The sequence below is a fragment of the Rhodococcus artemisiae genome, assembly GCF_036327795.1.
Taxonomy (GTDB): Bacteria; Actinomycetota; Actinomycetes; order Mycobacteriales; family Mycobacteriaceae; genus Rhodococcus; species Rhodococcus artemisiae.
Map to the genome: position 1 here is coordinate 150,998 of NZ_JAUTXY010000007.1, position 25,300 is coordinate 176,297.

Here is a 25,300-nt window from a genome sequence, read left to right on the forward strand (position 1 = left end):
TGCCCTCGTGAGAGATGTCACCGCATCGCGCCAATCCGTCAGTGCCCGCAGCTGCACACGACCAGATGTGAGCTGCGCTTGTCGCCAGACACGATATCGACGGCTCCGTCCGGTGATACTGCGTCCTCGCTTAGCTTAGCCAGGGACGATATTGAGATACCGTGCCGTGTTCAGCTTTCACTTGCCGTCGGCACCAGATGAGTTGCCCCAGAATGTGAACAGGCAACTCATAGCACAGGGACGCTCGTCGATGAGGAGCGTCGCCTCCGCTCGTGCCACAACGCCGGAGAATAGGTTGTCTGCTCATTGGACGCACGGTAGTTCCGGCTCGGTCCTGTCGTCATCGTGCACCTTTCAGAATCCGACCGGCCGGGCTCGCGGCAATGCGATCACGAAGCCTTGCCGATGTAGCGGATGTCCATCACCCCAGAAAAATCGACATGCCCGAGGCGCTCAAGATCGACAACCTTGTCACTCGATGCAACTACCGTCGGCCCTCCACACAGAAAGAGCTCGTACGCCTGTTCGGCGGCTATTCCCGACGCCCTGGATACCAGCTGTGTGCGTTCTTCGTCACCCAGATTGGGATTCAACGACGCTATGATCACGTCGGACAGTTCCGCAGAAGGCGCCGTCGGAAAGTAATTCGGCTCGAGGTAGGCCCCCAGAAGAGTCTGCGACGGCATCGCGTAGGTCACGCGAGCATTGACGTTCTCATAGCCACCTTCCGCGAACTTCCGCTGCGAGTCTCCCGCAGGCATGGCCAGTATCTCCACGTCGACGCCGACATCGGAGAGTTGCGCCTGCAATGCGGTGATCATCTCTTGGATGGGAGACAGGCCCGAGATGTACACGATTCGAAGCCGAAAGCCTTCCGGGATGCTGGCCTCACGCAGAAGCTGCCGGGCTTTCTCCGGATCGTATTCGTACAGGTTCTCGACATCGGGGTTGTGGCCGACAACTCCCGACACCAGAGGTTGTGAAGTGGGCGAACACTTCCCGTTCATCAACCCCTCATTGATCGACTCGCGGTCGACCGCATGGTTGAGTGCCTGCCGTACGCGGGCGTCGTCCACGCCCTCCCGCCCGATGTCGAACACCATCGAGTAATACATTGCAGTCGGGAAGCTATAGACGCGATACTGCGGTTGCTGTGCCAACGCCTCGACATCGTCGATTTGTCCGGGCCGCGCAGGGATCAGGTCCACTTGCCCACTGCGGAGTGCATTGAGCCGGGCGTTCTCGTCGGTTATTCCCAACACTTCCAATCTTGCCGACTGCTGTGCCGACGGATCCCAATACTGCTCGCTTCTGCGGTATGTAATCCGATCGCCACGCCTGACTTGATCGACCTCGTAGGGCCCGGACCCTGCGGTCTCGGCCGAGAGGTCAACACCGTTCTGCAGCGCGACCGGATTGACAATTGCCGCATGAGTCGAGGCAAGTACATAAGGTAGATCGGCAGCAGGTCTCGTGGTTACGATTCGCACCGTCCGCTCGTCGAGCGTATAGATGTCCGCGACCATCGACAGACTCGAGGCGGACCGGAATTGAGGATCGCGCGCCCTCATAAGGCTCGCGACCACCGCGTCAGCGTCCACGCTGGTTCCGTCATGGAATCGGGCGTCCGTCCGCAGCACGAAGTCGGCCATCATTCCGTCAGGAGCGAAGGACCACGACTCGGCGAGCATCGGCGTGATCGTCGGACCCGACTCGATCTGCGTCAAACGGTCGTACACCGGCGACAGGTACGGAAAGTCGACGAGATAGCTGGTCGACTGGAATGGATCCAGATTATTGGGGGCGAGGGTAGCGGCGACTCTCAACGTCGCGTTCTCGTCCGGCTCTGCGTTCTCGTTGGCGACACTTCCCGCTGTTCCACCCCCGCACGCGCTCAACAGCATCGCAACTGTGATCGCGGCAAGACCCCTGCGGAGCCTGCTTCGAGCCTTGGTAGGACAGTGCATTGGGTGCCATCCGTTCATGCCGGGGACAGGGGTGAGCAACCGTCGCGCAAAGGTTGGTCCTCGGCCCCAAGCCGAGAAGGACCACACGGGTTGCGAGCGAAGACGAAGGCACCGACCGTTCGAATGCCTTGTCTCGGTGCTGCAGTCATTCATACCTCGCCAGGACGTTCGTGCGGTAGCCATTTCGAGAAATCAGCTTCACAGATTCCGAAGATGACTGTCATAGACTACGAAAATCGGAACAAGGAACGGACACTCAGCCTGCGTTGATGAGTCAGATCCGAGAACGGGTGCGACCGGCGGTCGTCACCGTGCAGCCGGTCGTTCGGTGCATCAACCCGACCACGCATGACGATCAACTTATGTTGTGGTGCAATTACTTTCACAGTTCAAACCATGCACCTCCTGCGCTGACAGCAAAGTTCAGCCCCCAATGAGACCCGAACATATTGTTCTGACAGTTACTGCCACTCTAATCGCCGGGACCCGACCATCTGGACACCCTCTGATTACCCACTCAACGACTTACTCTGCACAGAAGAGTAGTTCAGACACCGAGTCAGCATCCAGCTTCCGCGCCCATAGAACCTATGGTGACAGTTTCTGCCATTTAATGTTACAGTGGTCTGCATCACCAACCCGCCTGTCAGAACCGGGCGCAGCAGGAGGATTGATATTGACAGCGCAACCTTTGGGCACCGTCCCCACAAGCGCGAATACCCGCGCGCTGTCGAGGCAAGGGACACTCCAGGAGCTGTCGCAGGCCACCGTCGAGTATTTGATCGAACACGGCACCGCCGATGTGACAGTCAAGGACCTGACTCGGCACACCGGAATCTCGGAGCGGACGTTCTTCCGGTACTTCCCGCGGAAGGAAGATGCCATTCGCCCATTCCTGATGGCAGGTACTGAGCGTGTGGCGGCGGAGTTCCTCGCCCGGCCGTCCGACGAGCCGATCAAGGATTCATTCGTGGCGGTGTGGAGCAAGTCCTGGCCGTCCACGCATCCGGAAGAGGCCCGGAGAATGTATCGGGTCCTTGGTTCCGACCGCGGCTTTCAGGCCGTCTGGCTGCAGGCGATGATCGACAGCGAAGACTACTGGTGCGAGGTCCTGGCCTCGCGGCTCGGACTCGATCCACGCTCGAAGCGGATGGTGTTCGCGGCAGCGGCCGTCCTGACGGCCGTGCGTGTTGCGTGGAGATCCTTCGGGCACGACGAAGACGTATCGCTAGCAACGACTATCGCTATCAATATCCACATGCTCAGCGACGATTTGTTCGTGCCGATCCGGAACAATCCTTAGCTGTACGGCCCGCCAGTCTCCGCGCAGCCACATTTCATCAAGCTCGACCCGACACCTCGCCACGACAAGCCGCTACCACGGGCCGGATCCCCTTCCGGACGGTCCGTCGCCCTGCCGTGCCGAAAGTCATCGGAACGAAAAAGGGAGGAAACATGACTATCAACCACTTCCAGAGCAACCAGCCACTCGTCATCGAAACAGCCATGTCACGCGTTGTGGCCAACACCGGCGGAGACGAGAAAACCACCGAATACATTGTGGCCGAGGCAAAGAACTGCCTGGATTCCGGAGCCGGCATCGTCCACGTACACCACGATTTCTCCCTCGGCTTGGACGACGCCATCGCACAGGTGATCGAGATCAACCGGAGCATCCTCGCCGAATACCCGGGTGCACTGCTCTACCCCGCATACATGGCCGGTCACAAGGTCGAGGAGCAAATGCGGCACCTGCGCCCATTCCATGAGTCCGGACAGATGACCATGTTCGCTTTCGACCCTGGCACCACCGAGCACGGACGCGCCGACAAGGACGGACTCCTGACCGGTTCGATCATCAGCGGCACGACGTTTGAGCAGGCCACCAAAATGGTCGAACTTTCACACGAGTTCGGCGTCCCCACTGCCCTCGGTATCTTCCACCCAGCATTCCTGACCTGGGTGCGCTCATTGGGCGCAGCCGGGAAGTTCGTGCCGGGCACGTACGCAAAGTTCTACTTCGCGGGCGGTGCGGCCTGGGGTGCCGAACAATCCCGGTCCACCTTCGGCGTGCCGCCTACCAAGGAGGCTCTGGATATCTACGTCGACATGCTCGACGGAGCGAACCTCCCGTGGTTCGCCTCAGTGATGGGTGGAGAGATTCTCAAGACCGACCTGTTGCGGCAGACCATCGAGAAAGGCGGCCACATTCGCACCGGACAGGAGGACCCACTGCGTGACGTCGACATGACCAACGCTGAAATGATCCAGAAGGTCATCGAGGTTGCCAACGAGGTCGGGCGCCCCGTCGCGAAATGGAGCGAAGCGCAGGAGGTCCTGTCCCGCCAAATGACAGTGTCCGCCTGAGCATGCCGAGTATTTCGGCGACGTCGACGCCCTCGTGAGCATGCCTCATCGTTCCGAATGTTCAACGACGGGTTCCACCAGTTGAAGCGCCCGCCGTGCCGCGGACCAACGGCAAGGCGGGCTCCTTCGACGGCAAGAGAACGCATACGTATCCCCCGTGGCCGCAGTAATACACCCTGTCGTCGGACTCCACGGCCTCCAGACCGCTCCGCATCCACGCCGGCGTAGAGATCGTCGAAGCCACACATTGCATCCAGACTCGTGTCTGCCGTCCTGGCGCCCGCTCTCTGCACCCGTGCTGCGACTCGTCCGTGTTGGTTGTGTCCACCTCATATAGGCCGCCGAAATCTACGATTCAGGTCACAGCGCCTACACTCACTCCACACGGATGTCACGCAGGTTGAACGGTCCGCCCGCGAACGGAACCGTCATCGTCTCGAACCCGCTCAGGGATGGGATGTGGAGGTACTGGGTCGGGGCGGCGCACAGGAAGACCTCCAGCGCGTCCGACGACGCGCGCCGAGACGCGGTCGCGAGCAGAGTCGAGCGCTGCTCATCGTCGACAGGAGTCAACAAGGTTTCGAGTGTGGCCTGAAAGTCCTGAGGCAGCTGCCCTTGGTAGTTCGATGTCAAGTACACATCGCGGAGCGTGATCGCTGGGTCCGGGGTGCCGGCGTGGCTGTACGCGAACGCGTCCACATTCCCGGACTGCCATTGTGCAAGTGCCTCCGAGAAATCGAGGTTCGTGATCGACAGCCGGATGCCGACCGCCGCGAGCTGATCCTGTAGTGCTGACGCGATCGGCGTGAGACTCCCGCCCGTCACTACGTTCAAGTCGAATCCATCCGGGTAGCCCGCTGCATCCAGAAGCTGCTTCGCCTTTGCTACGTCGTAAGTGTAGTCCGCCCCGTCGACGTGCCCGGTCGCTCCGGCCTGAATAGGTTGACCCGTCGGCTCGCACTGACCGTTGAGCAGTGCCGAACTGATCCCCTCGCGGTCCACCGCAAAATTCATCGCCCGACGCACGTCGACGTTCGTCAGCGGCCCCCGTGAGTTGTTGAGATACATTCCGTACCAGGAACTCTGATTTCCCGATGCGAGTCCGAACTTGCCACTGTCGACCAGGCTCCGGGCGTCTCGATACTGAGTCATCCGCATCATCGCAGCGTCCACCTGACCGCTTCGGGCCGCATTGAGCCGGGCCTGGTCGTCGGGCATACCGATAATCTGCACCTTGCCGATCGCATGCGCATCCGGATCCCAGTAGTCCTCAGCGCGAGCATATTCCGCCCGGTCACCCGGTTTGACTGACACCAGCGTGTACGGCCCCGACCCGGCGTCGAGTTGAGCGAGATCCTGGTCGATGAGCCGCGGGTTGATGATACTTCCCGCCGACGTAGCCAAGGTGTAGAGCAGATCCGAACGCGGCGCCGTCATGCGAACCACCACGGTGTGCTCATCGGGGGTCTCGACGGCAGAGACCGACGAAAACCTGTCCACTACTGCAGAATTGGGGTGGTTCTGGGCGCGGTCGAGCGATCTCGCAACAGCGTCCGCCGTCAGAGGTGTTCCGTCGTGAAACTTCACGTCGTCGCGGAGGTGGAACGTGAGTGCGGTCTTGTCGAAGCTGTACTCCCAGTCGGTCGCCACCATCGGAACCATTCGTGACATTCCGTCGGTGTTCTGCAGCCGCACGAGCTGGTCGTATACAGGCGAGATGTACGGCTCGGCTGCCGGAACACTGCGATTGAGATGCGGATCCAGTGAGTTCGGCGCGATGATCCAGGCCACCTTCGCTGAGTCAGGCCCGTCAGAATCGGTGGAGCCGGCGCCTCCGCACCCGGCAATCAGCGTCGCCACCACAGCCAGTGTCAACGCAACGCGTGTACTGATCTTCGTCATCTATGCTTCCTTGGTCCCGTTCAGATTGGCCGGTGTGGCACCGCGCGGGCCTGCATTGACCACATCAACTTCGGCGTCGATATCCATCGGATGATCCTCCTCGTGGGCGTATTCGGAACGAACCCAGCGACGGGTTCGGTGGGGCAACCTATGGCCGCGCTGAGCTGACAAAGCGGACCGAGAGAAACCACTGACTCTGTGCAACAGGATGTTTCGATTGCCGTGAGCAATTCGGTGGATCGTCGTCAGTGTATAGAGTGTCAGATCCGATTGAACAGAGATCGCTCGATAATGACGGCCAGAAGTTCGGTCTGCGGCGCCTGCCTCACAGGGAGCCCGTTGAGCTTGAATCCCAGCGGAACTTCCTCAATCAGCGCAACGAGGAACAGGTGGGAGACCCGGAGGTCGAGGGCATGCGACCTGGTGACTCGACTGAGGGTCAGTTGCAGGGCCCGTCGCATGGCGTCGACCACCATACTGCGCATCTCGTTTATCTCTGGGCTCATGTGCGAGCGGTCGATCCACGTCCGGTAGATGCCCCGGTACTGGCCGTACACCACGAACGATTCCCGCACCCACCGGCGGAGCCGCCCTCCGCTGTCCTCCGCCGGATCGATGCGGCCGAATCTCCGCGCATCCGCCGCCAGATCCTGACTGCACTCTTCGGACAGCGCGACCAGGAGATCCCGCTTCTCGTCGAAGTACTTGTAGAAAGTTCCGCGCGTGAGGTCGGCGTCGGCGACGATCTCGTCGACACTGGCCCTGTGATATCCCTTCTCGGCGAAGACCCGGAGACCCGATTTCATCAGTTCCCTGACCGTCCCGGCTGCACGCGCGGACAGACCATCGAACCGAGCGCAATACGGTGCGGCGGACCTCCTCCGTGCAGGCGGACGGCCGGACACGCGCTGATCGGCCCATTCCGGGGGTTCGCCCGGGCGGGGACGCGTCGCCGTCCCGGGGGCATCCGGAAAGAGGAACTGTAGGAGCAGTACCGCGAGATAGTACGAGTGTTCGTCCGACAGAGCCGCCGCACCCGGTTGATGCCGCAGGTAGTTGTACCGCAGAATGACATTCGTCACCACGATCGAGGCATGCACGGGATCGACCCCGACGACGCCCGCTCGGGCGAGGACTGCACCGAGGCGGGAGTTCAGCTTCGTGACATACGCACCGACGCTCCGCGCGACGGCGTCGTCGGGTGTATTGATGTTGCTCCACTCGATGAACATCGTCGGATACTTGTCGTAGACGGAAGCCCAGTCGTCCAGCCAGTCCCTCAGCATCCGGAACCCACGAGCTGTGGGAGTCGGCGGCTCGAACCGACGCACAAGGGCGGCCACGGCCGCGCCGCATTCGTCGAGCAACTCGATGAAGAGCGCGTCCTTGCTCCCAAAATACTGGTAAAGCGCAGCACGGGAGATACCGACCCCCGCCGCGATGTCGTGCACTGACGTCTGATGGAAGCCCCTGGCGGCGAACTGGGCGAGCGCCTCGGCGAGAATCTGGTCCCGCGTGCGGGTGCCACGAGTACCGAGACTGTCGACTCCGTACCCACTGCGTCGCACCAGTTCACTCTCCTGCACACCTCCGCTCCCCCGCGGAACCTCGCCAGACCGGATGTTCATCGCGCGATGCCGAAGTTATAGCGCCAGAATCGAAGACTGGGATGCGTATGCGATTCGTCGTGGGGAAGGGAGCCCGCGAGCCCGTGCCTTCGCGCCGCCGAGCGACCCGACCTCGACGACCTGAGCGCCAAGTCCGGTGAGGACGATTCCGCAGGGCATCCCGGGCTCACACCGCGGAGAACGCTCCCCGTCGACGCCGGACGATCGCTCATGTCGAAGCCTTTCTTCCGTCAGTGGGCGCTGCAGGCGACTGTGGAACGAGTGGGCGATTTCGAGTCGGCGGGCTCCTCGGTGACAGCAGCGTGTCTTCCGCACGTCCCATTCATAGAGACCTCTCACTTCCTCATCGCTTCGAAGAACGCGAACTGCACGTTCCGCCGGCTGTTCACCGACCGATTCACGCCATTCCGCGCTGCTGTCGGATCCGATGAGCCTCATTACTCGCTGAACCGGCGGACGAGTGCGGCCTTGACGACCTTGCCCATCGCGTTACGGGGCAGTTCATCGACCACCTCTAGCTGGACCGGCAGCTTGCGCTTGTTCAGCCCTCGATCGAGCAGGTATCCACCCACTTCATCGAGAGTCGGTGCGGAAACGTTGTCGTCGGGCACCACCACCGCGCACACCCGCTCCCCGGTGTCGGGGTCGGGCAGTCCGATCACCGTGGCGTCCCGCAGCCCGACCACCGCGGCGAGATGATCCTCGACCTCGCGGGCCGAGATGTTCTCCATGTTCCGGATGATCACGTCTTTGAGACGGCCGACGATGTTCACGCAGCCCTCGGCGTCGATGAATGCCTGGTCACCGGTGTGGAAATAGCCGTCCGCGTCGAATGCCTCCGCGTCGAGTTCGGGGGCAACGTAACCGACCATGAGTTGTCGTGCCCGCACGCGTAGTTCGCCCCGCTCGCCGGGCTCGGCGATCGATCCGTCCTCGCGGACCACCCGCAAGTCGGTACCCGGCCCCGGACGACCCTCAGTGATCGCAATGGAATTCTCGCTGCCGCGAGGGCTGCCCCAGGCAATGAACGGACACTCCGTCAGTCCGTAGCCAGAGACCAGCCCGACGCCGCCGAGTTCATCGCGCACCGCGTGATGAACCGACACGGGTCGGGGTGCCCCACCGATGAGGAACGCCTCGAGCCGGGGAAACAGACGATGGTCGAGCTTTCGTTGCTCTCGCAAGAGGGCGAGCGCAAACGGGGTTCCGTTGCCGCCGAGAGTAACACCCTGCTCGGACAGTAGCCGTGCGGTGGCCTCGGGTTCGAAGATGTCCGTGATGATCAGTGCGGCGCCGGTCATCAGGGCGACCATCAGGTGCAGGATACCCCCGACGTGCGCGATCGGCGCCAGCCCTGCAATGCGGTCCTGCGGGGTAGGTGCGATCGCCTCACAATAGGTGATCGCTGCGGCGATCAATCCGGCGTCGGTGTGCTTCGCCCCCTTCGGTTCCGATGTGGTACCTGACGTGTAGAACACCCAGCGCACGGGTGGCTCCTGCGGTGCCTCCCGCATGCCTGCGGGGTCCGCATCGGGCAGCGAGCCGTCCGCGACCATCACCTCGAGGCCGTCGATACGCGTCGCAACAGCATGCGCCATGGCACCGTGCCCGTATCCCCGGAACTCCTCGGGAACAATGAGCAACCGGGTACCGACCTGACGGCAAATGAACTCCACCTCCGGTTCCCGCAGCATCATGATGAGCGGATTCTGCACTGCCCCGAGACGACCGAGGGCAGCGGTCAGAACCATCGTCTCGATGCGACTCGGAAGCTGCCACGACACAACCGTTCCCGTTGCTACACCCCGGGCTGCGAGCCCGGCGGCAGTCCGCTCGACAGCGTCGCGGAACTGGGCGAAGGTCATACGCCGACGTCGCTCGTCGACCACGAGCAGTGCGTCCGGCGTCTGCGTCGCTCTTTGCTGAACAAGGGCCCAGAGATCCCCGGCTGTATCCGGGATGCCACGCTCGATCTGCACGCTACTCATCGCACCGAGCCGACTACTCGTGCGGTGTGGAGGCCTGCGAGGTAGCCGAACACCATTGCCGGGGCCAGGGTGCCGCCGGCGCCGCCGTACGTCATGCCGAACGGCGACGCCATCACATTGCCGGCAGCATAGAGCCCGTCGATGGATTCGCCGTCCAGATCCAGGACGCGGGCGTGGGGGTCGACGCGAGGCCCACCTTTGGTGCCGAGCGCCCCGCTGACCAGTGGTACCGCGTAGAAGGGGGCCTCGTCGAGCGGCCCGAGAGTGGCCTTGGTCTGGCCTTTGCAGTGTGGGTCTCCCCACCACAGGTCGTGGGCGCTCTCGCCGCGGTGGAAGTCGGGGTCGTGGCCGTCCGCGACGTTGCTGTTCCACCGTCGCACGGTTGCCGTCAACTCCTCGGCAGGTACGCCGAGTTTACCCGCCAGGTCCTCGAGGCTGCTGGCGGCGATCACCCACGGTGGCGGTACCTCGTTCGGTGCGTAGGGTCCGACAGTTCCGTATCGGCGCAGGTATTCCTGGTCGAAGATCATCCAGCAGGGCAGGTTGGCATAACTGAACGTCGAGACGTCCTCCTGATGGAAGGCGCCGCCGAAGGCGTTGTAGTTCGCGGCTTCGTTGGTGAAGCGACGCCCTCTTCGGTTGATCATGATGGAGCGTGGTCGAGTGCGGTCGGCGTTGACCATCACCCGATTCATGTCGTTGACGCCCTCGGGCAGCACTGCGACGGGGCTCCACCAGGCTTCACGCATATTGCCGAGCATCGCGCAGGCCTTCATGGCCATGTACAGCCCGTCACCTTCACAGGTGGGCATGGTGACGGGATGGGTTAGCGGTCCACGCAGGAACGCGCGCTTGTATTCCTCGTTCCATTCGAACCCCCCGGTGGCGAGCACGACCCCCCCGGTGGCGTGGACCACACGAGTGCCGTCGGCCGTCTCGAGTCGCACACCGGCGACTCGGCGACCTTCGACTACGAGTCCCCTTGCACGACAGCCAGTTCGGATCACGACCCCACGATCGAGGCAGGCCTTGAGGAGCCTGCCGACCAGGGACTGGCCGCGGCCGCGCTCGTCACGGACCCGACGTCGTGCGAGCTCCTCCGCGGAGGGTGGCGACGGCACGGCGGCGCCGATGGGAGTTTCCTTCTGCACCAGGTGAAGTTCCGCGAAGTACGGGCCTGGAGAGACTCGGTGCTGCCACTCGCCGAGTTCATCGAAGGGGAACAGTGGAGTTTCCAGCGTGCGCCCGCCCTGTGGCCGACCCCCGGGATGCTCCGGATGATAATCCGGAAATCCCTCTGCCACATAGAACTCCGTATTCGCGTTGACATCGAGGTAGGTCACCATTTCGCGGCCTGTACGCACGAAGGTGCGTACCAGATCTTCTTGGAGGAGATCCCGCGACAGCGACATGATGTAGGTGTAGGCGTCCTCCTCACTGTCGAGAACGCCGACGGTGTCCATCAGCGGATTGTCGGGGATCCACACGTTGCCGCCCGACCACGCGGCCGTGCCGCCGACCTGATCGGCCTTCTCGAAAACAGCCACGCGCGCCCCCTCGGTGGCGGCGGTGACCGCCGCGGTCAGGCCCGCCGCCCCGCTCCCGAGGACGATGACGTCGAACGACTCCACCATCAAGCACTCCTTCCCAGAGTCTGAACCACAACTGTTGGACATCCCGGATAGCGATCTGCAACGGAGCGCGGACAGGCTTCCCCCGATTCCTGCAAATCAGTCGGACTATGCCGGCCGCCCGCCGAGCCAGGACGCGCGCGCGACCTAGCGGTGTCGATCATGTTCCGGGCCCGCTCGATACGGATCCCGGCACACGACGGAACTGTGGCAACGTCCAGCCCTCCTCCTGATCCAGAAAGAACACCTCGACGAGGGCTCCTATCCCAAGATCGGTGATCGCGCCGTCGAAGTTGGACACCAGGCGCACGCCCTCCTCCAACTCGACGAGCACGATCGGTGCGGGCCCCTCGAAGCCCGGTGCAGGAGGATGATGCTGGACGACAAAACTGGTCACCGTGCCCCGCCCGCTCGCGCGGACCGTCTCCCAATCGAATCCGTGACAGGACGGGCACAGAGGACCCGGCGGGTGGCGCAGCACACCACACCCGGTGCAGCGCTGGATCAACAACCGGTGTTCGCGTGCGCCGTCCCAGAAGAATTGGGTGTCCTGGCTCATCGCCGGCCGGGTCCGACCACGCGTCGGCAGAGGGGGCACAGTCGGGTGGGGCGCCGAATAAACCGTTGCGTTCTCGTTCACGTCGTTCTCCTCTTACATCCGGCTCAGGACGAGGCCACTCGTCGGCACATGCGAGCCCGACGTCACCACGACATGCTCGGCCTCTGGCACCTGGTTGACCGCCGTTCCGCGCACCTGGCGCACCGCCTCGGCCATCCCGTTGAAGCCGTGGATGTAGGCCTCGCCCAGCTGGCCCCCGTTGGTGTTGACCGGCAGACGGCCGCCGACCTCGATGCCGCCGTCGCGCACGAAGTCCGGCGCCTCCCCCGCCCCGCAGAATCCCAGCGCCTCGAGCTGCATCAGCACCGTCGGAGAGAAGTGGTCGTACAGGACGCCGACATCGATATCGTCCGGGCGTAGGCCGGACTGCGCCCACAGTTGCTCCCCGACGATCGCGATCTCCTCGGTGACAGTGATGTCGTCCCGGTAGTGGTTCGACATGAGCACGGTCTCGGAGCCGACCCCCTGCGCGGCACCGGTGACCATCGCCGCCGGACGCCCGGATCGACGAGCCCGTGCGGAGCTCGTGACCACCAACGCGACCGCGCCGTCGCTCTCTTGACAACAATCCAGCAGGCGCAGCGGATCCGAAATCATTCGGGATGTCTGGTGATCGTCGAGTGTGATCGGCTTTTCGTGAAACCAGGCCGCCGGATTGGTGGCCGCATGCCGGCGGGCAGCGACCGAAACCCGCCCGAAGTCCTCGCTCGTCGCGCCGTATCGGTGCATGTAACCGCGCGCGCTCATTCCGATGACCGCCGCAGGCGTCGACAATCCGTACGGCCCGTGCCAGGACGAGTCGAGATCACCGCTCGTCACGGCGGCCCCCGGTATCGGTGCGCTGCGCGGAACCCCGAATCGCTGCTGGGACCGCTCGTTCATCGCGCGATAGCACACCACCACGTTCGCCAGTCCGGCCGCAATGGCCAGCGCTGCGAGGGCGACCGTACCGCATCCGCCACCTCCACCCGCCGGAGTTTCGGGGAAGAATTTGAGCGACCGGAGTCCCAGCGATCGTGCGACCGTCGATGCGTAGGTGTTGTCGAAGGTGAACTTGACCAGCCCGTCGACTTCCTCAGGCGCGATGGCGGCGTCGGCGAGCGCGGAGGTGATCGCCTCCATCGCCAGTCGATGTTCGCTCCGCCCGGAGGCCTTGGAGAATTCGGTCGCGCCGATACCGACGATCGCGGCAGCACCGCTGAGCGGCATCACAGAACTCCGTGTTCGGCGAGCTCCGCGATCTGCGTGTCGTCCAGTCCGAGCAGGTCGCGGTACACGTAGTCGTTGTCCTCGCCGTAGCTCGGTCCGTGCCGGTCGAGGATGCCCCCGATGAAGGTCGGTGTCTCGCTGAACGTGACGGGGATGTCCTTGACCGGCCACGTACCGATGGCGGACTGTGTCAGCTCGACCATCCAGTTCAGATGTCGTAACTGTGGATCCCGCTCGTAGCGGTCCTCAGCGGTCTGGCACACGCCTGCGGGGACACCCGCGCGTTGCAGCTCGTCCATCAGCTCGAACGGCTCATAGGCGCGAGTGGCGGCATCGATCAACGAATCGAGGTAGTCCTGGTGCTGAATACGAAGTTCGAGGGTGAGAAGTTTCTCGTCCGCGGCCCAGCCGGGCGTGTCGAGCACCTCGAGCAGAGCCCGCCAATGGTCCTCCGTGGATGCAGCGATGGCGATCCACCGGTCATCGCCGGCCGTCCGGTATGCGCCGTGTGGCGCCGCAGGCATGTACGGGGATCGATTGCCGAACCGTTGCCACTGTCGGCCGTTGACGCTGTAATCGAGGATCGCGGTGCCGGTCAGGTACAGCCCGGCCTCGGTCTGAGAGGAATCGATCCAGCATCCCTTGCCGGTTCGCCGTTGCCGATACAGTCCGGACATCATCGCCAGGGCCATCTGATACGCACCGAACCAGTCGAGGTACGAGTAGCCGATGCCCGCGGGCGCATACGGCTCGGGAAGTCCGGACATGTCGCTGAGCCCGGAGAACGCCTGCGCGGTGGGTCCGAAACTACGCATCTCACCGTAGGTGCCGATTTGTCCCATCCCGGACTGCTGAACGTAGACGAGCCGCGGGTTGATCTCCTTCAGCCGCTCCCAGCCGAAGCCCATCCGATCCATTGTGCCCGGTGAGAATCCCTCGATCACCATGTCCGCGTCGCGCAGCAACTCGGTGAGTAACTCTCGCCCCCGTTCGCTCTTGAGGTTGAGGCTGACACTGCGCTTGCCCGCGTTGATCTCCATGAATGCACCACTGCGGTCCAGCCCGCTCCCAGTGTCTGTCGAGACCGGGCCGGTGGCGGCGTCACGGGCAGCGCGGCCTCCGGCACCGACCTTGCCGGCGCCCATGCGCATGCCGTCCACCTTGCTGTGATGCTCGACCTTGATGACTTCGGCGCCGAGCGCGGTGAAGAACCGTCCGGCACCGGCACTGGCGAGCAGCCACGACAGGTCTACGATCCGAACGCCCTGGAGGGCAAAGGGCTTTCCGTGCCGACTGAGCACCGCCTCGGAACGAGGTATCTGTATCGGCGCCACGGATGGCTCGATTCCGGTCAGGGCAGCGAACACTTCCTCTGTGTGTTCGCCGACCATCGGTGCGCGTGGCCCGGTGCGCCACGGCAGCCCCGGGGATACCCATTTGGCGCCGATCTGGGTGAAATTCTGCCCGAGTTCCGGGTACTCGACGTCCATGAATGTCCCGCGCGACAACCAGTGGTCCTCACCGACGTTCTCTTCCGGTCGACGTACAGGGGCCCACGGCAATCCGTTCGCCTGTGCGTCCTTCCAGACGTCGCGGTCGTACGTGTAGCCGCCCACCATTCCGTGGATCACCGACTGTACGTGCCGCAATACATCCGGTTTCTGGAGTTCTGCGGGATCGTGAAAGCGCGGATTATCCAGATCCCGTTCGGCACCGTATTTGCGCAACACACCGAGCGTCTTCTCGAAGGGGGCACCGAATCCCGGCAGGTAGGTGCTGTAGGGCAGCAACCAACGGCCGTCTTTGGTCCGGGCGATTCCGGGTACTCGGACGTTAGCCGTCGCGGATTCCTCGGCCGACGCCGTGGCCTGCGCAAACGAGTGGCGGCACGTCTGGCGTGCATGCGGCAGACGTGAGTAGACCCAGTCGGGCATGTCCGTCTCCGTGTTGGAACTCACCGACTCGTGGACCGAGTTCGAGAGCTTCTGCCCAATGCCGGTCTCATCACGGTAGATCAGCGCCGCAATGATCTGGATGGCCGTGATCTCGCCGGCGATGTGATAGGCGTGCCACATCTGCGGTGCAATCGGCGGTGTGTCGTACTCGCCGGTCGGCGTGGCGTCGTATCCGCAGTTCATCATCACGCCACCCAACGCAAGGTGCACCAGGTCCGAGGCGTGGTAATCGGCCCACGGGCCGTCGTCGCCGAACGGGCTCATCCGAACGTAGACCAGTCCCGAGTTCTCGGCTCGCAACTGCTCGTACCCGAGGTCACGATCGCCCAGGTAGTTGCGGTGCCGGGTGTCGAGCACAACATCCGCCGTGCGCGCGAGGGCTCGGAATCGATCACGACCGCCATCGGAGTCGAGGTCGAGCACGACCGAACGCTTACCGAAGTTGTAGTGCCAGAAGTGCAGGCTACGGTTCGGGTGGGGCCGATCGTTCTGAAAGGGAGCGTAGCCACGCGTCCGCTCGCCACCGAGCGGCTCCACCTTGATTACGTCCGCGCCGAGACCCGCGAGCACCTTGCCGCAATACTCGCCGAGTTCGTCGGCGATCTCGACAACTCGAACCCCGCGAAGAAAACTGCCGGTGGAGTCGGCTCGTTCGGTCATGTTCGGTGGCCCCTATTCTCGATCACGAATCTCGATGACAGCGGTGAAGTGTGCGTGCATCCGTCTGTGCCACGCATGGTCGTTCCGATGGAACTACAGTTCGGGCTCTGAACCTGCTGGACCTCAGGTATACAGATCGTCAGATTCGGCGGATATTTCCAACAGTGACAGACGGCACGCCCGTTGACAAGAGGGGAATCGGACGCGCTGGCCCCAGCACATACCTATCTCCGACTCTGTGTCTCGCGTCGATTGACCTCCGACATTCTGACGCGGTGCCATCCTTAATAAACGAGCCCGAAAGGTCTCCCTTGCCCCGGCGATTCCATCAGTTCTGCTTACCGACAGAGGTTTCAGTGCCACCGGGCATTGCGCCCACTTATTGACACGGCACCCGTAGCGTCGCTATACCTGACAGTGTGTTCATTTAGTGCGAAGTGCACTCTTCTCTGCTCGCGCGCAGGGGTTCCGCACGACTGACCGGCACGCCCGGAAAAAGGAGAAGGTGGCCCGATGACCGACTGGACTTCGATAGACAACAAGCTGCTCGACGCCAATTGGTACACGACCACCGAGTACCACGATGTCTTCAAGGCGCTTCGCGACGAAGATCCTCTGCACTGGGCCGAAGACGACCACTACGGCCGACATTACTGGGTTGTCACCAGGTATGACGACGTCAAGTGGTATCTGACGGACCACCCGCGCCTCAGCTCCCGCTGGGACACACGTATTCCCAAGAGCCCCAAGCGACGCACTCCGGAGGAGCGGTACGAGTTGGGTATGGACGTCAGCCTCGGCCGCAACGATCCGCCCATCCACGAGTTGTACCGCAGGCCGATGAACAAGCACTTCTCTGTGCCTGCCGTGAAGAAACTCGCGGCCGAGACCGAGGCGATCGTCGACGAGATCATCGCGGACGTCGCCGATCTGGGCTCGTGCGACCTCGTCGAGGACATTGCCGGGGAGTTGCCGGTCCGCGTAATCCTGCGGATGCTCGGGGTGCCGGAGGAAGACTGGCCGATGCTCCGTGAGGCGTCGTGGCAATGGCTGGCATCGGCCGATCCGAAGTTCATGATCGACGACGATCCGGTTCACACGGCTCTGCACGGTCAGCGTCGGCTCATGGAGTACTGCGAGAACCTTGCGCTCGAGAGGAGGACGAGCCCGCAGGACGACTTCGCCACCGTCATCGGCAACATGGAGATCGATGGAGACAAGCTCAGCTTGCACGAAATGCGTTCGTACTTGACAATTCTCATCGGTGGCGGACTCGAGACCACCCGCAACGCGGCGGCGGTGGGTCTATGGCAGTTCCTCGAGAACCCTGATCAGCGACAACTCCTTCTCGATGATCCTTCGCTGACGAACAGTGCAATGGAAGAGGTAGTCCGCTGGGTGACGCCTGGAAAGAATCGGCTACGGATCGCCAATGAAGCCATAGAGTTGCATGGCAAGACCATCCGCGCCGGCGACTGGGTGGTGGCATTCCAGGCCTCGGCGAACAAGGATGAAAGGGTCTTCCACGATCCGCACCGCTTCGATATCACCCGCGACCCCAATCCGCACTTGGCCTACGGTGAGGGCATCCACATGTGCCTGGGTCGCGCTCTCGCGAGGCTCGAACTCGGTACGTTGATCCCGAAGGTGTTGCGCGCCTTCCCTGATCTCGAGACGAGCGCCGAACCGACGTGGATTGCCGACAACGTCACCACAGGGTTCACCTCCCTTCCCGTCCGATACAGTCCTCGGTCCCTCGCTGCTGCCCGCAATTAACCCGAACGGAGACCGCAATGCCGACTGTCCACTACATCTTCGGCGACGACACGGTGCACAGTGTCGACGCCGTCGAAGGTGATACCCTCATGCACTCCGCGGTGCGCAACGGCATCCCTGGGATCGAGGGCGAATGCGGTGGCGAAATGTCCTGTGCCACCTGTCATGTGTATATCGAGGGTGAATGGCGGAAGAGGATTCAGGCGCCCTCCGACGACGAGAACGATCTACTCGAGATGGTCGACGAGCTCCGGCCTGTGAGTCGCCTCGCATGTCAGATCAAGATCAATGCATCTCTCGACGGCGTCCAGGTCCGGATTCCATGACCCGGGACGGCGATCCGAGAGGTGGAACACAGCAATGACACGTGACTTCGACACCCTGATCGTCGGCGCCGGACAGGCGGGCGCCCAGGTTGCGTTGTCGCTCGCCGCCGCCGGGTACCAGGGTACCGTCGGACTCGTCGGCGCCGAACCAACGGCGCCGTACGAGCGGCCGCCACTGTCCAAAGGATTCCTTGCCGGAACAGTCGAGCGCGATGCGCTCGATATGAAGTCCGCCCAGTTCTGGGAATCCACCGGCGTCACGATGGTGACCGGACGAGAAATCGTGCACGTCGATCCCGAGGCCCACCTGGCGCGTGACTCCCATGACACCGCCTACCGCTATCGGACTCTGGTGTGGGCCGCGGGCGGCACTGCCCGCTCTCTGCCGATACCAGGGACGAATCTGCAGGGTGTGTACCGGCTGCGTACCGTCGAGGACGCGGTCTCGTTGAGATCTGCGCTGCGCACCGCCCGTCGAGCTGTGGTCATCGGCGGTGGCTACATCGGTCTGGAAACCGCTGCCAGCCTCCGCCAGGCGGGACTCGTGGTCACCGTGGTCGAGTCCCAATCGCGGTTACTCGCCCGTGTGACCGGCTCAGACGTATCCGACTACATCGCACACCGCCACCGAGTGGCCGGCGTCCAGCTACATCTCGGCGCCGAGGTCAGCGAGCTTTGGGGCCGCGACGGAAAAGTCCGGTCGGTGCGGCTGACCACCGGCGTCAACATACCTGCTGACCTGGTCCTGGTCGGTGTCGGACTCGCACCGAACCACCTCGTCCTCGCCGCCGCAGGCGCCGCCTGCAGTGACGGCATCGAGGTGGACGAGCGCTGCCGAACCAGCCTCGCCGATATCTATGCGATCGGAGATTGCGCCGCGTTCACAAGCTCGAATCTCGGAGAGGACCGTGTGCGACTCGAGTCCGTGCAGAATGCGGTCGATCAAGCGAAGACCGTGGCCGACGCACTCCTGGGCAAGCCACGACCATATGTGCCATTGCCGTGGTTCTGGTCGCACCAGTACGACATCAAACTACAAACGGTCGGATTGCAGAACGGCCACGATCGCGCAGTACTTCGAGGCGATCCGGCCACGAATCGTTTCAGCGTCGTCTATCTCTCCCGCGGCAGCGTGATCGCAGTCGACGCCGTCAACCACGTCCGAGACTACGTACAGTCCAGGGCGCTGGTGGCAACGCGCGCGGTGATAGACCCCGACGCTCTGTCCGACAGTAGCGTTCAGCTGAAGGAACTTGCGTAGGCCAGTACCCGAAACAGTACCGGTGAACTTCTAGATCGCTCGATTGCCACAGGAGCAATGACGGACCATCGACCACAGTTCCGCGTTTGCGGACGTCTCATGCCCATCATACTGCAGGGAGCACGGAAACCATGGCGAAGAACGAGCATCCGAACGTCTCCGAGCGGCCCGCCGTCATCGAGTCCGCGATCTCTCCCTTCCGTCGAGGAGAGCCACTGAAGTCCCTGGCGGCCACTGCATTTGATGCGGTCGAGTGCCTCACGGCGGGTGCATCGATCATCCACCACCATCATGACTTCCGGCTCGATGTGTCAGGCACGGTCGACGAGATGACCGATCTCGGGCGTCGAATCCACAACGAACATCCCGCGGCAATTCTGTATCCCGATTTCGTTCGCGGTGGTTCCTTCGCCGAGAAGATCTCCCATTTCGGCCCCCTCACTGCAAACGGCACCGTGAACATGATCCCGGTTGATCCCGGCGCGATCATGTTCGGTGGAGTTGACGAGAAGGGCCTGCCCTTCACTGCCAACCGATTCGGCACTGACTTGACCGACGCGTGCACCCTCGTCGACCTCGCCTCGCGCGCAGGAGTTCCCGTTACCATCGGGGTGTACGAACCGGGGAATCTGCGATTCGCGCTCGCTTGTGCGGCGACGGGTAGACTCCCGGCGGGATCGATGGTGAAGCTGTACTTTGCGGGTGAGTACAGCATCTACGACATCGGCCAGCGTGCATTGAATTTCGGCCTCCCACCGTCCAAGGCATCTCTGGACGCCTATCTCGGGATGCTCGAGGGCAGCGGGCTTCCCTGGAACGTCGGGGTCATGGGTGGCGTGCTTCTCGAGACCCCCCTTGCCCGTTACGCCCTCGAATGTGGTGGACACTTGCGGATCGGAACCGAGGATGCGGCAGGCCTCTCGGATGCCGACGACCGGGAGATGGTTGTTGCCGCTGTGTCCTTGGTCGAGTCGGTGGGACGACCGCTTGCCCGGAGTGAGCGGGCAAGGGATGCGCTGCTCACCGCCGACCAAGCCAGGTGAGTTCTCCGGTCCCTTGCGGTCGAATCATGCACCGGCAGCGGCACAGAGAGTCTTCCGATCGATCTTCTGCATCTCGGTGACGGTGTGAAGCCGTCATCGCCGGGTTCTGTGTTGCAGTCGGATGGAATGGGATTGTCCTGCAACCGGAACCGGTCGAAATCTCGAGGCCGTGAAGAAAAGTTGTGGATGTCGTGTCTTCACAGCACATCCTGTGCTCGAATCAGCCCCGTGACATAGGGAGAACCGGGTCGGGTGATCATGTACTTGCGGTGCCCAGCACACTTCGCTGGGTGGTGAGCCGCCGAATGGTGTCCTTGCGGGCTTCACCGGTGAAGAATGCCAATTGGCGCGCGCTCTCCACCTCGACGTAGCGACGCAGCGATAATTGCTCGGCGTCGACGAAGTTCCGTTTCATCGTGCGCAGTGCCCGCGGATCTCGGGACGCGAGTTCCGCGATAATGGCCGTAGTGTCCGCCGCGAACGTTTCGTCCGGGAAGACGCGGGACACGAACCCGATTCGCAGCGCGTCGTCTGTACCGAACTTCCTGGGTAGCAGGTACAAATCGCGTGCCATCGCGCCGCCGACCACCCTGGTCAGCGTCCATGCCGTCCCAAGCTCGCCGGCCAGGCCAACCTGCAGGAACGCGGTGGAGAACCGCGCTCCTGCAGAGGCCAGCCGGATGTCACAAGCAGATGCCCACGCCAGGCCCGCCCCGGCGCACGCGCCGTTGATCGCGGCGACAGTGACCTGCGGCATCTCGTGGAGCAACGTCGCAGACTGGTAGGCCTCGATATCGGGCAGCTGTGACGGTTCGGCAGTCGGGGACTGGCTGAGATCCGCGCCGGGACAGAACGTCGAGCCTGCTCCCGTCAGCATGAGCACCGAGATCGAGCTGTCAGATGCGACGGAGTGCAGGAGGTCGTGCAGTTCGGTCACCATCGTGGTTGTCACGCCATTGCGATGCTCCGGACGATCGAACTTCACGGTCGCCACCTGTCCGCTCACGCCGAGTGCAAGTGTGGACCACTTCGTTCCCGTATTCATGTGCACCACATCCTTGTCACTGTTGCTCTGCGGGTTGTCTCGCGTGAAAGCCGGCTACTGGAAGTGGACTCCGCGAAGATCGAACGGTCCGCCTGCGAACTGCGACGCCATTGTGTCGAAGCCGGCGACGTTCGAGCTGTGTAGGTAGGGATTGGCCGGTGCGCAGATGAAGATCTCGGTGGCCTGCTCGGATGCAAGCCCGGAGAGGGCGGAGAGGATCTCGGTCCTGGCCGGATCGCCCGATTCGAGAGTGAGGGCCTGTGACAGGCTGTCCTCGAAACCCTCAGGAAGTGGTCCCTTCTGTGACGTGCCCAGATACCTGTCCTTGAGCGTGAATCCGGCGTCGGAGGTCGCATTGGCAGCGAAGAGTACAGCGTCAGCGTTACCGGCCGTCCACTGAGCCAGCATGTCGTTGAAATCGGAGTTCCTGAAGTTGATGTCGACACCGATGTCCGCCAGCGCAGCCTGGATCGTGATTCCTATCTTGGAGATGTCTCCGGAAGTGACCCCGTCGAGGGCGAACCCGTCCGGATATCCGGCTTCGGCGAGTAGTTCCCGGGCCTTGTCAGGATCGTAGGTGTAGTCGACGTCCGTGCGATGTCCCTCAGCAGCCTCCTGCAAAGGCTGGGAGGTCGGAACACACTGGCCGTTCAGCAATGAGGTGTTGATGGCGTCACGGTCGATCGCGTAGTTCAGGGCCTGCCTGACCCGAGGATCCTTCAGCGGTCCACGATCGTGGTTGAGATTGACGTTGTACCAGATGAGATTGTCGAGATTGGTGAGCTCGAAATCGCCGCCCGCCGCAGCATCACTCGCTTCCTCGTACTGGGCCACGCGTATTTTGGCTGCGTCGATCTGACCGCTGCGCACAGCGTTCATGCGAGAGTTGTCGTCGACCATGCCGATGATCTCGACTTCAGGAATGACGTACGTCTCATCGTTCCAGTAGCCGTCGATGTGGCTGTATACCACGCGATCACCAGGCACAATTCTCGTCAACTCGTATGGGCCGGATCCGTCAGCCTTCTGACTCAGATCATCGTTGATGGATTTCGGATTGATGATCGATCCCAATGAGGTCGACAGGAGGAAGGGTAGGTCCGACGACGGATGCTTCAGCGTGAAGACAACAGTATGGGGGGCCGGGGCGGACACCCCGTCGATCATCTCGAAATAGCGGGCACTCATTGTGTCTGGCGCCACCCCGCGCTCGATGCTCAGCGCAACTGCATTCGCATCGAGCGGTGTTCCGTCATGGAAGGTCACATCGTCTCGGATTGTGAACGTCGTGGTCAGGCCATCGGGAGTAGTCTCCCAGGCTGTCGCGATGCTGGGCACGACCTGCGGCTGTCCGTCGACCTGTTCGAGCGCTGTCAAGCGGTCGTACAGCATACTGATGTACGGATGCGAGCCTGAGGCGCTGGTGGTTCTGTGCGGGTCCATCGACGACGGCGGAATGTGCCATGCAATCTTCAAACTGTCTTGGTCGCTCGAGCTTTCGGATCCAGATCCGCCGCACGCGGCGACAAGGGCGGTCGCCAGCACGACGGCGGCAACCTTCAGGGTGCGGGGAGCTCTCACGTATATCTCCAGTTCCGAGGAATCAATGGGATATGGCTGCTGGGAAGGAGCATCGTCGATGGTGTGACAACCCGGACCGATCCCCACCCCACCGTCGACGCAGTGGGACGGATCACCACTCTTCCATGCAGTAAGTGGCGCGCATCACAACAGTAATATAATTACTGATGATTTGGAATGCAATGACTGACAGAGGGGGTGTGACGCTCGATTCGGTTGACACCTCGACCCGTGCCCGACAGTTACCGCCAACGAACTGGGCGTCAACCTCGGGAACATCCCATCGCCCGGGTACCTGTCACGGTCGAGAGAGTGCGGCCGATCTGCGCCGAGCAGATCTCAGGTCGACACATCGCTCAGCGATCCATCGGCGCTGGCCGGGCAATACGTAGGGGATCTTCCGGATTCGGGTCTGTCAGGAGACGTTGTGTCTCACTCTGACACAGAGGTTCAGCACCGGCTCGAGGTGATGCACGGAAGTCCACTTTCGATTCGACCGCCGAGTTGTGCGACGATCCGGCCAGCTCCCCACTCATGCAGACCAGGTGGACAAGAGTGACATGAAGGTTCGCCGGAATTCCCTGACGCCACCTGCCGGCAGCATCGACTACCGCATCATCAAGGTACCGCCATCGACGGGGAACACCTGGCCCGTCATGAACCGGGCTCCTGGGCTTGCCAGGAAGGCAAGTACCGGGACAAAGTCCTTCTCGACGTCACCGAGCTTTCCTCCGAGCGGTACCGCGGTGGCCATCTGGGCGTCGTGGGCTTCCAGTTGCTCCGGTGTCATCGATGCGCGGGTCTTGTCGTACATAGGAGTCCAGATAGCAGGGGCAATAGCGTTGACCGTGATGCCGTACTTGCCCCACTCTTGAGCCGCAGTGCGGGTCCAGGCGACCACTGCGCCCTTGCTCGCTGAGTATGCAGCCTTGTTCTTCAAGCCCTGGACACCCGCGGCGGACGCAAAGTTGATCACCTGCCCGCCCTGGTCCTTCAGATAGCGGAAGGCCGCCTGATTCGTAAGAAACGTGCCCGTCGCATTGATGCTCATGACCCGATTCCACGTGTCGAGGGGAACGTCCTCGGCCGCTCCTCCCGGAGCGATCCCCGCAGCGTGAATCAACACGTCGAGGCCGCCCAGTAACTCGACCGCTCGAGTGAACGCTTCCTCGACCGAACTCTGTTCCGCAACATCGCATTGCACGAACCCTGCCTTGCTCGCCTCTGCGATCTCACGCCCCTCCTGTTCGGAGACGTCGAGCGACACTACGTGGGCACCGAGACCGGGGAGCGCCCGTACGAGCCCTTCACCCATCCCGCTCGCACCTCCGGTGACGATGATGCGCCTGTTGTTCAAATTTTCCGACATTCGGGTCTCCTGATTTCGGGGGGGCGGCAAGGGATGAGTCCTCACCGACCAAATGATTCATGACAACTTTGCGATCACATCGCGACCGAACCGTTCGAGAGTCTCCGGTGCCGCGAAATCGTGGAAGCGGAGAACGAACAGTTCCACACCGCGGCGACGTTCGTCGTTCAGCTGGTCGATCAGCATGTTTGCTGTTCCTACAAGCGGTGTACCCCAACTCTGGTCAGGCATACGACGCGCCGTCACAGCTGCCACCTCGGGAATCTCGTCACTCCTCTGTGCGAACCCCACTGCGTACTGTGCAGAGATCCGTGCCTGTCCGCGCAGAGGTGCCAACTCGTCGATCCGGTGCCGGGCGCTCCCCAGGCAGTTCCACCAGTCGGCGTGTTCCGCCACGAGCGGCATCGTCAGTTGTTTTCCACCACCACCGATATGGATCGGAATTCGGCTTTGCACCGGGGCCGGTAGTCCGTACGCGCCACGCAGCCGAAAATGGCGGCCGTCGTAGTCGAACGGCTCCCCCGCGCACATCTTCCGGAAGATCTCGATGGTCTCCCCCAGTGCCTCCGCACGCTCACGACGCGATCCAACCGGGATGCCGAACATGTCGAACTCCGCCTCGACCGACCCCCACCCGAGTCCCAGGTCGAGCCGTCCTCCACTGATGTTGTCCACAGTTGCCGCCATCTTCGACAGCAGTGCAGGATGGCGAAGCGGGTTGCACCCCACCAGATGACCGAGCCGGATCGTGGAGGTGGAACCGGCGAGCATGGTCAGCAATGTCCAGCTTTCGAGACTGGCCGTAGGCTTGCCACCAGGTGAGTAAAGATGATCCATGAGCCAGAAGGAATCGAATCCTGCGTGTTCGGCCGCCACCGCACGAGCCCGCATGCCGCTGACATCGATCCGGAACTGGGGCACGAAGACGCCGAACTGTATTGACACCACAGTCTCTCCTGCTCTCATCGCGTTC

The 25,300-nt window shown here is 62.6% G+C and carries 18 protein-coding genes; 6 read left to right on the forward strand and 12 right to left on the reverse strand.

Annotated features, from left to right (window positions below; genetic code table 11):
• Window positions 1–389: 389 nt before the first annotated feature.
• Window positions 390–1,739, reverse strand: coding sequence for an ABC transporter substrate-binding protein (locus Q7514_RS16565; RefSeq protein ID WP_330134378.1), 1,350 nt, complete (start codon window positions 1,737–1,739; stop codon window positions 390–392).
• Window positions 1,740–2,643: 904 nt separating this feature from the next.
• Here Q7514_RS16565 and Q7514_RS16570 point away from each other — a divergent pair.
• Both Q7514_RS16570 and Q7514_RS16575 read left to right on the forward strand, forming a co-directional pair.
• Window positions 2,644–3,270, forward strand: coding sequence for a TetR/AcrR family transcriptional regulator (locus Q7514_RS16570; protein ID WP_330134379.1), 627 nt, complete (start codon window positions 2,644–2,646; stop codon window positions 3,268–3,270).
• A 152-nt stretch (window positions 3,271–3,422) separates the two neighbouring features.
• Entirely contained in the window at window positions 3,423–4,334 is a 912-nt protein-coding gene (locus Q7514_RS16575) for a 3-keto-5-aminohexanoate cleavage protein (protein WP_330134380.1), read from the forward strand.
• Between the two features lie 375 nt (window positions 4,335–4,709).
• On the opposite strand, the gene Q7514_RS16580 is transcribed toward Q7514_RS16575, so the two are convergent.
• From Q7514_RS16580 to Q7514_RS16610, 7 genes are all read right to left on the reverse strand, one after another.
• A complete protein-coding gene (locus tag Q7514_RS16580) occupies window positions 4,710–6,236 on the reverse strand; it encodes an ABC transporter substrate-binding protein (protein ID WP_330134381.1) in 1,527 nt (508 codons plus the stop codon).
• Between the two features lie 260 nt (window positions 6,237–6,496).
• Window positions 6,497–7,822: a TetR/AcrR family transcriptional regulator gene (locus tag Q7514_RS16585; RefSeq protein WP_330134382.1), complete on the reverse strand. Its 1,326-nt coding sequence runs from the start codon at window positions 7,820–7,822 to the stop codon at window positions 6,497–6,499.
• 479 nt (window positions 7,823–8,301) lie between these two features.
• Window positions 8,302–9,852: a class I adenylate-forming enzyme family protein gene (locus tag Q7514_RS16590; protein ID WP_330134383.1), complete on the reverse strand. Its 1,551-nt coding sequence runs from the start codon at window positions 9,850–9,852 to the stop codon at window positions 8,302–8,304.
• Window positions 9,849–11,486: an FAD-dependent oxidoreductase gene (locus Q7514_RS16595; RefSeq protein WP_330134384.1), complete on the reverse strand. Its 1,638-nt coding sequence runs from the start codon at window positions 11,484–11,486 to the stop codon at window positions 9,849–9,851. Before Q7514_RS16595 ends, Q7514_RS16590 begins: the two co-directional genes overlap by 4 nt.
• Before the next feature lie 157 nt (window positions 11,487–11,643).
• Entirely contained in the window at window positions 11,644–12,042 is a 399-nt protein-coding gene (locus Q7514_RS16600) for a Zn-ribbon domain-containing OB-fold protein (RefSeq protein WP_330134385.1), read from the reverse strand.
• A 93-nt stretch (window positions 12,043–12,135) separates the two neighbouring features.
• Window positions 12,136–13,311: a lipid-transfer protein gene (locus Q7514_RS16605; protein ID WP_408016111.1), complete on the reverse strand. Its 1,176-nt coding sequence runs from the start codon at window positions 13,309–13,311 to the stop codon at window positions 12,136–12,138.
• Window positions 13,311–15,926 carry a CaiB/BaiF CoA transferase family protein gene (locus tag Q7514_RS16610; protein WP_330134387.1) on the reverse strand — a complete coding sequence of 872 codons (2,616 nt, stop codon included), beginning with the start codon at window positions 15,924–15,926 and terminating at the stop codon, window positions 13,311–13,313. Before Q7514_RS16610 ends, Q7514_RS16605 begins: the two co-directional genes overlap by 1 nt.
• A gap of 513 nt (window positions 15,927–16,439) precedes the next feature.
• Between Q7514_RS16610 and Q7514_RS16615 the strand changes: the two genes are divergently transcribed.
• The 4 genes from Q7514_RS16615 (at window position 16,440) to Q7514_RS16630 (ending at window position 20,332) form a co-directional block, all read left to right on the forward strand.
• Window positions 16,440–17,702 (forward strand): cytochrome P450, encoded by a 1,263-nt coding sequence (locus Q7514_RS16615; protein ID WP_330134388.1) that lies wholly within the window; start codon window positions 16,440–16,442, stop codon window positions 17,700–17,702.
• A gap of 17 nt (window positions 17,703–17,719) precedes the next feature.
• On the forward strand, window positions 17,720–18,028 hold the full coding sequence (locus Q7514_RS16620; RefSeq protein WP_330134389.1) for a 2Fe-2S iron-sulfur cluster-binding protein: 309 nt from the start codon (window positions 17,720–17,722) through the stop codon (window positions 18,026–18,028).
• Between the two features lie 34 nt (window positions 18,029–18,062).
• Window positions 18,063–19,289 carry an NAD(P)/FAD-dependent oxidoreductase gene (locus Q7514_RS16625; protein WP_330134390.1) on the forward strand — a complete coding sequence of 409 codons (1,227 nt, stop codon included), beginning with the start codon at window positions 18,063–18,065 and terminating at the stop codon, window positions 19,287–19,289.
• 131 nt (window positions 19,290–19,420) lie between these two features.
• Window positions 19,421–20,332, forward strand: a complete 912-nt coding sequence (locus Q7514_RS16630; protein ID WP_330134391.1) for a 3-keto-5-aminohexanoate cleavage protein — start codon at window positions 19,421–19,423, stop codon at window positions 20,330–20,332.
• A gap of 256 nt (window positions 20,333–20,588) precedes the next feature.
• Here the strand turns inward: Q7514_RS16630 and Q7514_RS16635 are convergent, their stop codons facing one another.
• The 4 genes from Q7514_RS16635 to Q7514_RS16650 all read right to left on the reverse strand — a co-directional run bounded on the left by Q7514_RS16635 (window position 20,589) and on the right by Q7514_RS16650 (window position 25,272).
• Window positions 20,589–21,377 (reverse strand): enoyl-CoA hydratase/isomerase family protein, encoded by a 789-nt coding sequence (locus Q7514_RS16635; protein ID WP_330134392.1) that lies wholly within the window; start codon window positions 21,375–21,377, stop codon window positions 20,589–20,591.
• Between the two features lie 54 nt (window positions 21,378–21,431).
• Window positions 21,432–22,958, reverse strand: coding sequence for an ABC transporter substrate-binding protein (locus Q7514_RS16640; RefSeq protein WP_330134393.1), 1,527 nt, complete (start codon window positions 22,956–22,958; stop codon window positions 21,432–21,434).
• Window positions 22,959–23,565: 607 nt separating this feature from the next.
• The gene (locus Q7514_RS16645) at window positions 23,566–24,327 is read right to left on the reverse strand and encodes an SDR family NAD(P)-dependent oxidoreductase (RefSeq protein ID WP_330134394.1); all 762 of its coding nucleotides are present in this window, start codon (window positions 24,325–24,327) and stop codon (window positions 23,566–23,568) included.
• 57 nt (window positions 24,328–24,384) lie between these two features.
• Entirely contained in the window at window positions 24,385–25,272 is an 888-nt protein-coding gene (locus Q7514_RS16650) for an LLM class flavin-dependent oxidoreductase (protein ID WP_330134395.1), read from the reverse strand.
• Between the last annotated feature and the right edge of the window lie 28 nt (window positions 25,273–25,300).

Excerpts from the sequence above, each read along its gene's own strand:
- Q7514_RS16605 (WP_408016111.1), bottom strand. The coding sequence starts at position 13,311 with ATGCCGCTCAGCGGTGCTGCCGCGATCGTCGGTATCGGCGCGACCGAA.
- Q7514_RS16580 (WP_330134381.1), bottom strand. The coding sequence starts at position 6,236 with ATGACGAAGATCAGTACACGCGTTGCGTTGACACTGGCTGTGGTGGCG.
- Q7514_RS16630 (WP_330134391.1), top strand. The coding sequence starts at position 19,421 with ATGGCGAAGAACGAGCATCCGAACGTCTCCGAGCGGCCCGCCGTCATC.
- Q7514_RS16645 (WP_330134394.1), bottom strand. The coding sequence starts at position 24,327 with ATGTCGGAAAATTTGAACAACAGGCGCATCATCGTCACCGGAGGTGCG.
- Q7514_RS16590 (WP_330134383.1), bottom strand. The coding sequence starts at position 9,852 with ATGAGTAGCGTGCAGATCGAGCGTGGCATCCCGGATACAGCCGGGGAT.
- Q7514_RS16615 (WP_330134388.1), top strand. The coding sequence starts at position 16,440 with ATGACCGACTGGACTTCGATAGACAACAAGCTGCTCGACGCCAATTGG.
- Q7514_RS16595 (WP_330134384.1), bottom strand. The coding sequence starts at position 11,486 with ATGGTGGAGTCGTTCGACGTCATCGTCCTCGGGAGCGGGGCGGCGGGC.
- Q7514_RS16620 (WP_330134389.1), top strand. The coding sequence starts at position 17,720 with ATGCCGACTGTCCACTACATCTTCGGCGACGACACGGTGCACAGTGTC.
- Q7514_RS16600 (WP_330134385.1), bottom strand. The coding sequence starts at position 12,042 with ATGAGCCAGGACACCCAATTCTTCTGGGACGGCGCACGCGAACACCGG.
- Q7514_RS16625 (WP_330134390.1), top strand. The coding sequence starts at position 18,063 with ATGACACGTGACTTCGACACCCTGATCGTCGGCGCCGGACAGGCGGGC.
- Q7514_RS16610 (WP_330134387.1), bottom strand. The coding sequence starts at position 15,926 with ATGACCGAACGAGCCGACTCCACCGGCAGTTTTCTTCGCGGGGTTCGA.
- Q7514_RS16635 (WP_330134392.1), bottom strand. The coding sequence starts at position 21,377 with ATGAATACGGGAACGAAGTGGTCCACACTTGCACTCGGCGTGAGCGGA.
- Q7514_RS16575 (WP_330134380.1), top strand. The coding sequence starts at position 3,423 with ATGACTATCAACCACTTCCAGAGCAACCAGCCACTCGTCATCGAAACA.